The organism is Nitrobacter vulgaris (genome assembly GCF_031453995.1).
Taxonomy (GTDB): Bacteria; Pseudomonadota; Alphaproteobacteria; order Rhizobiales; family Xanthobacteraceae; genus Nitrobacter; species Nitrobacter vulgaris.
Genome location: NZ_JAVDPZ010000020.1, coordinates 28,659 through 40,900, shown reverse-complemented (window position 1 = coordinate 40,900; position 12,242 = coordinate 28,659). Strand labels below are relative to the sequence as shown.

Sequence of the window (12,242 nt, the reverse complement as noted above, 5' to 3'; positions counted from 1 at the left end):
TGGGTGCACCCTGGTTGTAGATCGCGTGTTGCCGGAGGAACGTCATATGCCATTCTACGTTCGCGTATCTCGCTAAGGCGGCTGTGAACCGACCACAAATGCATGGGAACCGGGGGTGAATTGGTTTCAAAAGCAAAGGACAAGCAATGACCGTCGCCAAGAACACGATCTGTCTATGGTATGACAAGGACGCCGAGACTGCAGCCCGGTTTTACGCCGAGACTTTTCCTGACAGCTCGGTGAGTGCCATCCACCGTGCTCCCAGCGATTACCCATCCGGCAAGGCTGGCGACGTGCTGACAGTCGAATTCACAGTGGCCGGTATCCCCTGTCTGGGGCTCAATGGCGGACCTGCGTTCAAACATAACGAAGCCTTCTCATTCCAGATCGCCACGGACGATCAGCAAGAAACCGACCGCTATTGGAACGCCATCGTCGGCAATGGCGGTCAGGAAAGTGCTTGCGGTTGGTGCAAGGACAAATGGGGCATCTCCTGGCAGATCACGCCGCGCGTGCTGACCGAGGCGCTAGCTGCCGGCGGCGCTGAAGCAAAACGCGCGTTTGATGCGATGATGCATATGAAGAAAATCGATGTTGCCGCGATCAAGGCGGCTAGGGGCGGTTGATGGTCCTACGGAGACCTTGCATCACTGGTTTTGACCGCAAGGGGACCGGCTCATTCCAGCCACCACTCATTCGACGTGCCCATGTCCTCAATGAGATGCCAGCGCCTGATCCGCTCCGGCGTCAGGGACGCATAGAACCGCTCCCACGCGGCCCTGAACTCGTCCTTCGCGGCCTCAAGGCTAGCAGCCGTGCCGCTGCACCACGGCGGGATAGGAAGAGGCGGATTGATGCGCCACTCCCACGCGGCGACACCCTGCCGTGACCGTTCCCCCGCAAGCCTGATCCGACCGACCGATCGGCCGTCGTGGATCACGCAATAGTCGTCTGTCAACTTGTCGCCGGCGTTGAGAGTAGGGCGGAGGGAAAGGTCCATGGCCCGAATCTAGGGCGAACGTCCCGGAATCATAGGGCTGGAACCGCCATCAGGAAGCTGGTTGAGTCATTTATCCCGCTCAAATCCCACGACAGCGTCCAGGTTTTCCGGAGCCAGCTTTTCTTCTGCAACCCAACCATCGCCTTCGCGCCTAAAATCACCGGGGTGGACATTTTTGGCGTTGAGAGGTTCAAAGTCTGCCGGGAGCGTCCCGACACGACGACCGTGGTGCATAACTGAGACACGTTCGATACCCAGCCATTGGATGAGATTATCCGCTCCAAATTGCGCCACAGCGTTTTCATCGAGCGTCACGTAACGACCGTCGTCTAACTGATACGTGACGGTCCCGCGTCTTTGGTCTTCTTTTTCGATCCTTTTCATCTTTCCATCCTGCCTGGATGCATCAGGACTAAACCGCAGTGAGGGTGGAAAGTTCTCGCATCATTCGGGTTTTCAGATGGGCTTCATTCCTATCGGTAGGTCGCGTTTCGGCAATCACCGTCAAGGCGGGGAATGCGTTCAGGAATAAAAGGGCCTGGGCTGTCCCGCGCCCTTTTCGATCTCTTCGTCGACAACTTTTTTTAACAGGTAGAGCGCGGTTTCCTCGTACGATAAGTCCGGCAATTTCTTGATCGCCGGCACCGCAGCCGTGAAGTTCTCAGGAAACAGTCGGACCAAATCGTCACTTTTGTCGGCTTCATAGTCTGCCGAGTATATCCGTCTTTTTCCCCGGTATTTGATGAAGCCAGTGATCTGGTCTTCGTTGGTCATGGTCGTACCTTCCGTTCGGCTTGTCCCGGATCAATAATAGCCTCCCTCTCTTGGTGATCTCAATGGTGTTTGCTCGGTTGGCGATCATTGATCGTGGGATGCCGACGCTTGCACTGCAGCTAACTACGGCTCTATCAAAGCTGCCGTCGGCGTTTCGTGCAGATGACGGCAGGCACCTCACGCCGGCACTCACCTCGAATGGGATCCCGCGGGGAAGTTCGGGAGTCTCCATTCGAAGCAAGGGTCTTAAGGTTCAAGCCAGCGCGAGCAGGCCCGGCAGCCCGCCGGATCGATCATCTAGTCAATGATCTCGACCACGCTATGCGTCCGCGGATCGACCAGCACGGTTTGGTCGTTCACAACGGTGTATCGATAGTGCGGCGCACCATATTCAGCAGGCACCTCGTAGTAGGTGAGGCCGCTATCCGGCAGGACGACGCCAACATGCACCGGTTCACGATAATGAAATGAAGGATGGTGCTGCTCGACCACGTATTGCCGGAAGCGCGGACGCTGATCGATGCCGAGCACGCCGGCTACACCGCCAGTAACGGCCCCGACGGCCCCACCGACTACGGCACCGACCGGACCCGCTGCTCGATCACCTTCGCGCGCGCCATGTTCCATGCCTCCAATCACACCTTGGGCCATGACCGATGCGGGCAATATCAACGCAATTGAAATCGCTGCGGCTCTGATCAACGAACGGGCCATAAATTTTTCCTCCGACCTTTAAACACGGGGAGCAAAGTCGGAGATCGTCGTTTTCGTTCCACCGATCCGAGCTCAAAAAAAGGCGTTCGTTTGGAACGAAACCTGGGGTCTTCTGCGAGTTGATGGGGAAGGCATCACTCGTAGACAGGCCATGAGTGGCATGTTGAGCTCATTCCAATCCTAGGATTCGCAGACGGCCCGCGTGCCTTGGTTGGCTCACACTCCGCTTCGGCATCAGCCGACTAACGGAATGGGTGACGTGAACTGGCCGCGCTACAATTCGCGCGACCAGTAGATCAATGTCGATGAGTCCGCCCGCCTACCTCTTGTTTCTCTTCTTCTTCTTATGTTTCGTCGTATGATACTGTTTCGTATGATAGCCGTCTGTGTCGGACACATGCGGTGTTTGGGACCTGCTTACTCCCCTGGCGGTGCTGGCTCCGTGCTCCGCGACGGTGGGCACTCCGCTCCGCGGATGAGCGCCACCGTCGACATTGTCGGCCAACGAAGCGGAAGCCGAACCAAAAGCCAGCCCGATGCCCAGGGCAGCTACTGCAATTGCGTTTTTCATTATTCACTCCAATGTTGGTATCGCAGGAAATATATAGCTTGGACCGCGGCGTTCCAGATAGGGTGCATATTTAGGCTGTCGCTGAACATCAACGGCCCAGTCGCGTGGACCTGTCCGGGTATCTGCTGCGGCTGTGAAATGGCATACCAACAGCTCCGTTTACCAATCGGATATCAACGGGAATGGAGGGGGATTGCCGCTCAGCGATGTGGGAAGTGTCCGTGTATTTGTTGATCAGATCGGACCTGAGCGAACGATAGCGGAGAAGCTTCTGTTGCTCTGGCCGGAAACGAATTATTTGATAACTATCTGATTATATTTGATTATTATTTATAATAACCTTTTGTCTGGCTGGCGACGACAATGCAAAAGAGGGCCAGCAACGGACGCTACGGATTCCCAGATTTCATTTAGAGCCTGATATCGGTCAAGCCACTCAGCTCGCTTTCGGCTTTGAGGCGGCTGCAGTTCTCGGGCGCTTGGCTCAGCGTGAGTGATCGCGTGTGGCCACGCCCTTCGCCTTCTTCTTCAGGCCGGTCTCCTTGGCGTCCGATGCCGCCTGTTTTGTACCGCCGCTATGCTTCGCATATTCCTGGCCGTCGACCGGTGCGACATGCGGCGGGTCCCTGCCGAGATATGGGCGCCCGATTCCGAACTCCTTCCCGTGCGCATCAACCCACTTCCAGAATTTTTCCGAGGAAGCAAATCGCTGGTTGCGCGTTCCGCCTTCGACGCTCACCACATCGGCCGCGAGCCCATGCCCATAACCACCGCGCAAGCTGCCGCCATGATACGACCTGTTGCTCGCCGCCTTGAGGCCGCTTGCGATCGATTGGCGGTAGTCGTCACGGAATGCGCTGGTGATGCCGGGCGAAAGCCCGGCTGCCTCCGCCGCATGAAACATACGAAACAATTTTAGTTTGAAGCTCCGGTCCATGCCGCCGATCACATAGTCCATCATGGACATGCCGACGCGTTCCGCCGCCTTGGGATCCTTCCACCCGAAATTTTGATCGACAAGCTTGGTGAAGGCTCTGGAAACACTCACCCTCTTGCCCTTCCTCTTGATCGTGACGCTCTTCCATTCACGTATCCTGATAGTATCTTCCTTGGGCGTGCGCTGATAAAGCGCCCACAGATAGCGATCGACGCAGATGTCCACGACCTGGCACTTGTCGACCATCTCGATGGACTTCGTGGCTTTGTTGATATCGACAGGTTCGATATCCGATGGATTCACGCTTGCGATTTGCACGGACGCTGGTTCGGCAGGCGAGATTTCGACAGGTGCCATCGGTTCGTGGGCGATATCTCCCGCAAGCGAGAGTTCGGTCATCGCCACATGAGATATCAAAGGGGGTTGCAGATCGGTTTGACTCAGATCGTGACGAGATATTGAACTCGGCTGCAACGCCTTGGTGAGCTCCTGTGCAGCGGAGGAAGAAGGCGTGCTGATAGTGGTGGGTGTCGCCCCGCCCGTGGTCTGGCGTGCCTCTGATCCCATCGCAAGCAGAGCGTAAATGCCTGCCGCGAAAACGACCCATAGCAAGGCGGGCGTCAGCGTTGAAAGTTGCCGCGGGTTCATCATGCCAGCCTCATCGGAACCGGATTACATAGCCGAGGATGTGGACGCGACGATTGTTTCGGGAAGGAAATAGCCGCGCAATGGCGCAACCGGGCAGACCGTGTCCTTTTCCCCGAAGTGTTGCCTGTGTGCAACTGAAGGCTTGCGAACGCTCTCTGTCCGTTTTGTGCCAATTTCAGCTGCGAGCATGCTTGTTTTTCACGAGTCGGCTATCTGTGAGGTCGGTCACGGCAGCGGACATGCGTTGCGACGGGGAATGGAATGGTGAATCGATTGACGTTGGTGCGATCTACGGTGGCGATGCACCATTGGGGACGTTCGGCCGTCGTGATGTTCGCGGCGATGGCCGCGCTGATCGCACCAATTGCTGAAGCCACGGCGAAACAGGCGCGCCGCGCGCAACCCGCCGAGACCACGGCGCCGCGCGAGGCCGGCGAGCCGATCATGGCAATCGTGTCCATCAAGAGCCAGCAGGTCACGTTCTATGACACCGAGGGCTGGATCCTGCGCGCCCCGGTATCGACCGGCATCAAGGAGCGCGAGACGCCGGCCGGCGTCTTCGCCATCGTAGAGAAGGACAAGGACCACCACTCGAGCATGTATGACGATGCCTGGATGCCGAACATGCTGCGCATCACCTGGAACGGCCTTGCATTGCATGGCGGGCCATTGCCTGGTCATGCGGCCTCACATGGCTGCGTGCGAATGCCCTATGGCTTTGCGGAGAAGCTGTTCGACAAGACGCGGATCGGGATGCGCGTGATCATCTCGCCGGACGATGCGGCCCCGGTCAACTTTTCTCACCCGACGCTATCGCTCTTCATGCCGAAGGCGGAAATCGTCGCAGATGCTCCGGCGACTGCCGAGAGACTCGCCCGCGAAGCCGCCGAGACTGCCAAGGCGGCCGATGAGGCCAAAAAGACTGCGGCCACAGCGGCTCGCGAGTTGGCACCGCTCGCAGCGTCTCTGCGCAAGCTGGAGCGATTCAAAGTCCGGGCCGACGCTGCAGTTGTATCCGCCGACAAGGCGCTGGCCGCGGCCAAGACCGATCAAGCCAGGACGAAGGCTGAAGATCGCAAGCAAAAGGCCGTTGCCAAAGCGGCAGAGTTGGCGACCCAGTTAGACACCGCCAAGGCAGACGCGAAATCAAAGCTCGACACAGCCAACGCCGCAAAGGAAGCGGCCAAGGCGGCTCAGACAAAAAAGGGCGGCATCGCCAAGGCGGCGCTCGACGCGAAGCTCGCGCTCGAGCCGGTCTCGATCTACATCAGCCGAGCGACGCAAACGCTTTACGTTCGGCGCAACACACATGAACCAGCGCCCGACGGAGGCGGCGAGGTATTCGATGCAACCATCGAGGTCCCGGTCACGATCCGCGATCCCGGCACACCACTGGGCACGCATGTGTTCACGGCGGTGGCGCGCAACGATGCGGGCCTGCGTTGGACCGCCGTCACGATCGAGACTGGGGATGACGCCAAAAACGCGCTCGACCGCATCACCATCCCGAAGGAAGTCCTCGATCGCATCGCGCCGGCCGCGTTGCCGCGATCCTCAATCGTCGTCTCCGACGAGCCGCTGAGCAAAGAGACAAACTATCGCACCGAGTTTGTTGCAGTGCTGAGCGACCAGCCACAGGGCGGCTTCATCACGCGCAAGCCGAGCGAGGTCCTCGTGGCGGACGATAGCGGCTGGAGCAACGATAGCCCGCAGGGAGACGACGGCTTCGGCTTCTTTTTCCAGCGCAGTCCGAATCCCCACCCGAGCAATACGCGCAGGGGCGGCGGTCAGTTCTTCCCTCCGATGCAAGGAGGCTGGTGGTAAGACGCGGCACGCTGCGTGTTGGCCCGGTTGTCCGCTTCGGGCCATTCGAATTGGGCATGTCCACAGCATGTTCGGTTGGGCAACCGCAAACAACGCGCGGTAGAAGTCCTTAGGTGTATTGGACGCAGGAAAAGAAGCCGGTTCGGTTACGCAAAGCGTCCGGCGCTATGGGCAATCGATGTGTGAAGGTGCGCCGCTTTCAACGGAGGGCTAGCCTCGTAGCGGGTGCCGCCTATCTAAGAAAACAGGCTATCAGGAGCATGAAGATGAGCGACGATCACGAGCGGCAGATTCAGGAGATACTGGCGCGGTTCAGCGACGGCCCCGAAAGCACGGACGCGAAGGTGCAGCAGGTCAAGGACACCCTGGAGGCGTTCCTCGAGAGCGGACCCGGCACGCGGGAGGAGCGGCAGCTGATCGTGCTCGACAAGCTCCTTCTGATCGATGCTTCGTTCAATGACTTCCGGAGCAAGCGGAACTAGCCGCACAGGCGTGCGGTTATGGACGGGAGCATTGGGAGGACCGTGGCGGTGAATGACATAGAAGAGCGCGTGCAGGACATCATGGCGGAGTACGGCGACCTGGTCACGGGAGAGGAGCCGCAGGTGGAGGAGTTCAAGAGGGCAATTCAGGACTTCCTCGAGCACGGCCCCGGCATGCCCCACCAGCGGCGCCAGGCCTTGCTCAAGCATATGAAAGGTTGGGACCCCGATTACATAGCCTACCTGACGAGGCGGGGCTGAGCCGGAAGGTCGAAGCAAGACGGTTGCCCGCGACGTTTCCAAACCTCTAAGAAGCAAACCCCAACGCCATTTCTCCGGCCAATTCGTTTATGTGGTCTACGCGCACGACTTTAAAATACACGTGTTTATCGGAGAAGCTAAAGCGATAAGCGCTACGAGGATCAGCTTGTAGTTTCGGAGAGAACCAAACGATTGGTTCTGATCTCTTTCGTTTCCGATTCACCGTAAAACTGAGCCCTGCGTATCAAAGCGTATCTCGTTTCAGTCAGGGATAGAAATGTACTTCGCGGGGGACAGTTCCTTTCCGCTTGGCACCTGCTGCTTGGAGAATGAGCCTAAGCCGAGCAGCAGCGCGATCAGCGTCGCCAACCCTCCTGCCATAGCGATAAGGAAATAGCGCGACATGCGTTGCCAACGCCGGCGCAAAGCGATTGTTTCGTATCGCAACTTATCGTGCGGCAAGAAAAACCCGCCGGGCTCAAGGGCCGCGGCGGGCAAAGTCTGTCAAACTTCATCGCGGGCAGACAACGTCGGGAGCCCGTCTCTGTTCCCATTACTTCGGCGGTTGCAGTTCGGGCGAGGTTGCCCACCTCTCGATGTTTGCGGCGGTTTCGGCCTGCCGAATTTTCTTCAGCAACTCGTAGTGATCCGCACCGCCCGGCCCACCGTCCGCCTCAGATCGTGCGCCCGCGATAAAGTCCGAAAGACGGTCTTGAAACGACGTGGTCTGCTTGAATCGACGCCGGGTCTGCATGGCGCGCTCCTGTCCGTGAGAAAGAGGCGGGACGCAATCGGGCGTTCTCATCACCGAGATAAGCCACGATGATCCGTGCGGTGATCAGCCATCATCGCGTATTCGAAAGCGGAGTTCTGTGCACTAGTGGACATAGCGCGGTTCACAACCGCTTGAAGGCCACGGGCCTTCCCTTGGGCACATCCATCGCCTTTCCACTTAGACCAGTGCGCGCCCTTGTCCCTCTCCGCGAACCCCACGCATGAATGTTTCGCGGTATGCGCGCGGTCCCGGATCAGCTAATGAAGGATTGTTGCTAGCCGCAGGATTCGTGAGCTGAGACGATCCATTCAACCGTGTCTTTCAGCGGGAAAACGCGCATCTAGCTTCGGCCAATTTGACTTGGGAGCAGAAACTGAAAGAGAAAAGGGACATCGTCGAAAATTGGCTGCCGCGTTATACGGGCACGCCGCTTGGCGAATTTGGACAATATGTTCTCTTGACGAATTTCAGCGGCTACGTCGCGTGGTTCGCCGCTCAGCACGAGGTATCGATCAAGGGGACGGATCGACCGATGCCCAACGCGACTGCCGATGGCATTACCTTGATCAATTTCGGCATGGGAAGCCCGAATGCCGCGACCGTGATCGACCTCCTGAGCGCCATTTCCCCGAAGGCTGTTCTATTTCTCGGAAAATGCGGCGGCTTGAAACGCAAGAATCAGACTGGCGATTTCATTCTGCCCATTGCGGCCATTCGCGGCGAAGGCACTTCGAACGATTACCTGCCGCCGGAGGTTCCTGCGCTTCCCGCATTCCAACTGCAACGCGCAGTGTCAACCATGATCCGCGACCTGGGTCATGATTATTGGACAGGCACCGTGTACACAACGAACCGTCGTGTCTGGGAGCATGATGATGCTTTCAAGGAGAAGTTGCGTCGCACACGGAGCATGGCGATCGACATGGAGACTGCAACAATCTTTGCCGCCGGATTCGCCAACCACATCCCGACCGGTGCGCTGCTTCTCGTTTCCGACCAGCCTATGATCCCCGAGGGTGTGAAAACCGAAGCGTTGGATTTGGTTGTGACCGCAAACTATGTTGAGACGCACATCAAGGTTGGAACAGAGGCCCTTAAACTGGTGCGGCGTCATGGCCGAAGCGTGAAGCATCTGCGCTTCGAAAGCGAATTCGAAGGATCACGTGAGCCATAAGGCGTTGCGGCCCTGGATCGCTTGGCCACCATCGTTCGAGGCGCCGACATCTCACACAGCCGCGCGCGGTGACCCCATCCTCGTGAGATATAGCAGCTGTGGCGGCGACCATCTGGACCTGTGTCCTGATCGGTTTTCGCGTGGTTTGACCTTATGCGTGGCAATGGCTCCTCGCAATGCTTGCGTCGGACCGGCCTTTGCCCGCGTCGTCTGGATGGCGTGCCGAAACATCGCGCCGATGGTGCCTCGCACGGGCTGCCGTCTCCAATTTTCCGGCTGCCTCGACCGGCTCAAGGAGAGCCAGAACCTCAACGGGCTCGATTTCGCAGCCTTTTGCGTGATCGCGAACGGTGACGAACGTCTGGAAATGCTTCGTGGTGCCCCTGGCCGGAATCGAACCAGCACTCCTTGCGGAACTCGATTTTGAGTCGAGCGCGTCTACCAGTTCCGCCACAGGGGCATTCGCGAGTCATACGCCGAGTGCGGCGGTGGTCTTGCGAAGCGGGGCGGACTATAGCGGCCGATCCCTGCCGGTCAACCCGGTGCGCCAAGCGTCCCCCGTCAACAGGATCATTTGGTCTCGAAACACTGCAGTGTGATGGCTGCCGGCTCGACAGCGGCAAGGCTCGCAAGCTAGGACGCATGGTGCAATCCAAGCACTTCGCCGGAGGAAGCCGTGACCCTCGATGCTGTCGTGAAATCCGCCTCCGGAGTCGGTAGAAAAACCGCCTTCGCGACGACGCTGGCCGTGGCCTTCATCGCCGCGGCGACAATCGCAGGCGCGTGGTTCTTTCAGATCGTGCTGGAGATCCTGCCGTGCCCGCTCTGTCTCGAGCAGCGCTATGCCTACTATTTTGCGGTCCCCTTCGGCCTGCTCGTGGCATTTGCCCTCGCGAAAGGCGCACCACGTTGCCTCATCATACCGCCTCTCGCCGTTCTTACGCTGGTTGTGCTGGTCAACGCCGGGCTCGGCGCCTATCACGCCGGGGTGGAATGGGGCTTCTGGCTGGGGCCGACCGAGTGCAGCGGAACGGTGCTCGATCTGGGCAAGGGAAGTCTGCTTGAGAATCTCGATAGAGTGAAGGTGGTGCGTTGCGACCAGGTGCAGTGGCGCTTCCTCGGCCTGTCGCTGGCTGGCTACAATGCGCTGATCTCGCTGCTGATGGCGGCAATCTCGGGGTGGGGCATCGCAGCTTTGGCAGGCAAGGTCAGGTAAACTCTGCGCAGTACGGGATGAAAAGTGTGTCGCGGCTTTCCGCTCGCATCCCGCTCATCGTGATCCAGCGACATCCAACCTTGATGGCAATCAAGGTAGAGCTCCAACAGCTTGTTTTGAGCCGCATTCTTTACGCGAACCGACCCCGGACTCGCTTGCGGTCGAACATTTTGATCAGGCTGGCGGATGGCAAGCCCGTTAGTGTCGCAGGTTGGTTGACCTGTCGACACTAACGGGCGAGCGGATCAGTTCGGGTTGGTCGCTTTGGCCTTGCACCCAGAGAGGAATTTCTTGCGTTCCTTGCCGTGCAGGCCTTTGGCGGTGGCCTCTTTCGAGCATTCGAGCGAAGCTGCGGTGCGCGGCTTTTGGACCTTCTTGGTGGCGGGCGCCATCTTTGAAGTCGGTGCGGGCGTTGCGGGTGCGGTAGGCGCGGCAGTCTGGGCGAATGCCGTGCCGCCGAGCAGCAGAGACGCAGCGAGGATCGCAATGAAGCGGGAAGACGTGGTCATGAAAAATTCCTCAGGTTGATAACGGCTTCAACGTCGCGGAGCCGGCCTGAACGGTGGCTGAACGGCCTTGAGCCGATCCCCCACATGAAGCATTTTTTTGGAGTCGGTCCGGGCGCGGCGTTGAAACGGCCGTCGGCGACGCTAGGATGTCGGCCCATCCTCGATGTCCGGGAAGGACAAACACATGACAGGTTATTTGAAACTGCTGGGCGCCGCGACGGTGTCCGGTCTGTTTGGACTTTCGGTACTGCCCGCCAAAGCACTGACCGCGCAGGAGTGCAGCGCAAAGTATCAGGCCGCGAAATCAGCGGGCACGCTCAACGGTCAGAAGTGGAACGACTTCCGTAAGGCTCAGTGCGGAGCGGCGGCAACTGCCCCGGAGGCAGCCGAGACGCCAGCGCCCAAGACCGCAGCTCCTTCGGCCACGTCAGCCGGCAACGCGGTTTTCCCATCGGCGGTGTCGCCGAAACATGCCAGCGAATCAGCTGGCAAGGGGCGCAGGCACACTTGCCTTGATCAATACAAGGCCAACAAGACCACCAACTCCAATGGCGGGTTGAAATGGATCATGAAGGGCGGCGGCTACTACAGCGAATGTAGCAAGCGGCTCAAGGGCGTCTGATCGATCATGCCAAAATCGCAGGACACGTCCGGCAACCCGACAAGACGCGGGCTGCTGCGGGCCTTCGGCCTGGGAGTGGTCACGGCAGGTCTGACGCGCGCGCCGACGCTTGCCGAGACCTCTGACGAAGTTCTGACTGAAGCACAAGTGTTGCGCGATCAGGAGATTCCGGCGGCGGGCAACGTGCATGGCGATATCACGATCGTCGAGTATTTCGATTACAACTGCTCCTATTGCCGCAAGCTTGCGCCGGAGCTCGCTCAGGTGGTGCATGACGACGGCAAGGTTCGGCTGATTCTCAAGGATTGGCCGATCCTTGGCCCCGGTTCGGTCTATGCATCGCGTCTGGCGCTGGCGTCCAAGTATCAGGGTAAATTCGTTGTCGCGCACGAAGCTCTGATCAGTACCAGTTCACGTTTGACCGAGCCGCACATTCGCGAACTGCTGGCGGATGCGAAGATCGATGTCGATCGCGCGGTCAAGGACATGGTCGCCAACGCCGGCGCGATCGACTCCATTCTGAAGCGTAACAGTGATCAGGCGATCGCCTTCGGATTCAACGGAACGCCTGCGTTTATTATCGGGAAATTCCGTGTGCCTGGCGTATTGACCACGACGCAGTTCGGTCAAGCCATCGCGGATGCGCGCAAAGCAGCGGCTACGAAGACAAAATGAAAGCCACGATTAGAGCATGATCCCGACCCGAAGGACCGCACCAGCGCAAAGTGAAAACCG

The 12,242-nt window shown here is 58.7% G+C and carries 16 protein-coding genes and 1 tRNA gene; 8 read left to right on the top strand and 9 right to left on the bottom strand.

The features are described 5' to 3' along the window. The first annotated feature begins 146 nt into the window (after positions 1 to 146). Positions 147 to 626, top strand: a complete 480-nt coding sequence (locus GGQ85_RS13040; RefSeq protein ID WP_079447905.1) for a VOC family protein — start codon at positions 147 to 149, stop codon at positions 624 to 626. 50 nt (positions 627 to 676) lie between these two features. Here GGQ85_RS13040 and GGQ85_RS13035 read toward each other — a convergent pair whose 3' ends face one another. The 5 genes from GGQ85_RS13035 to GGQ85_RS13015 form a co-directional block, all read right to left on the bottom strand. Then, a complete protein-coding gene (locus GGQ85_RS13035; RefSeq protein ID WP_309774865.1) occupies positions 677 to 1,000 on the bottom strand; it encodes a hypothetical protein in 324 nt (107 codons plus the stop codon). Between the two features lie 66 nt (positions 1,001 to 1,066). After that, positions 1,067 to 1,384 (bottom strand): hypothetical protein, encoded by a 318-nt coding sequence (locus GGQ85_RS13030; RefSeq protein ID WP_309774864.1) that lies wholly within the window; start codon positions 1,382 to 1,384, stop codon positions 1,067 to 1,069. 138 nt (positions 1,385 to 1,522) lie between these two features. Next, positions 1,523 to 1,774, bottom strand: coding sequence for a hypothetical protein (locus tag GGQ85_RS13025; RefSeq protein WP_309774863.1), 252 nt, complete (start codon positions 1,772 to 1,774; stop codon positions 1,523 to 1,525). Between the two features lie 297 nt (positions 1,775 to 2,071). Next, positions 2,072 to 2,488, bottom strand: a complete 417-nt coding sequence (locus GGQ85_RS13020) for a DUF1236 domain-containing protein (protein ID WP_309774862.1) — start codon at positions 2,486 to 2,488, stop codon at positions 2,072 to 2,074. A gap of 1,055 nt (positions 2,489 to 3,543) precedes the next feature. Then, complete coding sequence (locus GGQ85_RS13015) at positions 3,544 to 4,644, bottom strand: peptidase M15 (protein ID WP_309774887.1); 1,101 nt, start codon at positions 4,642 to 4,644, stop codon at positions 3,544 to 3,546. Positions 4,645 to 4,905: 261 nt separating this feature from the next. Between GGQ85_RS13015 and GGQ85_RS13010 the strand changes: the two genes are divergently transcribed. From GGQ85_RS13010 to GGQ85_RS13000, 3 genes are all read left to right on the top strand, one after another. Beyond that, complete coding sequence (locus GGQ85_RS13010) at positions 4,906 to 6,468, top strand: L,D-transpeptidase (protein ID WP_309774861.1); 1,563 nt, start codon at positions 4,906 to 4,908, stop codon at positions 6,466 to 6,468. Positions 6,469 to 6,734: 266 nt separating this feature from the next. Then, positions 6,735 to 6,950 (top strand): hypothetical protein, encoded by a 216-nt coding sequence (locus GGQ85_RS13005; protein ID WP_139372926.1) that lies wholly within the window; start codon positions 6,735 to 6,737, stop codon positions 6,948 to 6,950. Between the two features lie 18 nt (positions 6,951 to 6,968). Continuing rightward, positions 6,969 to 7,211, top strand: coding sequence for a hypothetical protein (locus GGQ85_RS13000; protein WP_309774860.1), 243 nt, complete (start codon positions 6,969 to 6,971; stop codon positions 7,209 to 7,211). 261 nt (positions 7,212 to 7,472) lie between these two features. On the opposite strand, the gene GGQ85_RS12995 is transcribed toward GGQ85_RS13000, so the two are convergent. Beyond that, positions 7,473 to 7,616, bottom strand: a complete 144-nt coding sequence (locus GGQ85_RS12995; RefSeq protein WP_309774859.1) for a hypothetical protein — start codon at positions 7,614 to 7,616, stop codon at positions 7,473 to 7,475. Positions 7,617 to 7,764: 148 nt separating this feature from the next. Beyond that, on the bottom strand, positions 7,765 to 7,965 hold the full coding sequence (locus GGQ85_RS12990) for a hypothetical protein (RefSeq protein WP_079447896.1): 201 nt from the start codon (positions 7,963 to 7,965) through the stop codon (positions 7,765 to 7,767). A gap of 376 nt (positions 7,966 to 8,341) precedes the next feature. On the opposite strand from GGQ85_RS12990, the gene GGQ85_RS12985 reads away from it, so the two are divergent. After that, positions 8,342 to 9,160 carry an AMP nucleosidase gene (locus GGQ85_RS12985; RefSeq protein WP_309774858.1) on the top strand — a complete coding sequence of 273 codons (819 nt, stop codon included), beginning with the start codon at positions 8,342 to 8,344 and terminating at the stop codon, positions 9,158 to 9,160. Positions 9,161 to 9,535: 375 nt separating this feature from the next. Here the strand turns inward: GGQ85_RS12985 and GGQ85_RS12980 are convergent. Continuing rightward, positions 9,536 to 9,620, bottom strand: a tRNA-Leu gene (locus tag GGQ85_RS12980). Positions 9,621 to 9,836: 216 nt separating this feature from the next. On the opposite strand from GGQ85_RS12980, the gene GGQ85_RS12975 reads away from it, so the two are divergent. After that, positions 9,837 to 10,376 (top strand): disulfide bond formation protein B, encoded by a 540-nt coding sequence (locus GGQ85_RS12975; protein ID WP_374708890.1) that lies wholly within the window; start codon positions 9,837 to 9,839, stop codon positions 10,374 to 10,376. A gap of 245 nt (positions 10,377 to 10,621) precedes the next feature. Here the strand turns inward: GGQ85_RS12975 and GGQ85_RS12970 are convergent, their stop codons facing one another. Continuing rightward, positions 10,622 to 10,885 (bottom strand): PsiF family protein, encoded by a 264-nt coding sequence (locus tag GGQ85_RS12970; RefSeq protein ID WP_309774857.1) that lies wholly within the window; start codon positions 10,883 to 10,885, stop codon positions 10,622 to 10,624. Between the two features lie 184 nt (positions 10,886 to 11,069). Between GGQ85_RS12970 and GGQ85_RS12965 the strand changes: the two genes are divergently transcribed. Both GGQ85_RS12965 and GGQ85_RS12960 read left to right on the top strand, forming a co-directional pair. Then, positions 11,070 to 11,507 carry a hypothetical protein gene (locus GGQ85_RS12965; RefSeq protein ID WP_309774856.1) on the top strand — a complete coding sequence of 146 codons (438 nt, stop codon included), beginning with the start codon at positions 11,070 to 11,072 and terminating at the stop codon, positions 11,505 to 11,507. A gap of 6 nt (positions 11,508 to 11,513) precedes the next feature. After that, positions 11,514 to 12,182, top strand: coding sequence for a DsbA family protein (locus tag GGQ85_RS12960; protein ID WP_309774855.1), 669 nt, complete (start codon positions 11,514 to 11,516; stop codon positions 12,180 to 12,182). Positions 12,183 to 12,242: the final 60 nt, after the last annotated feature.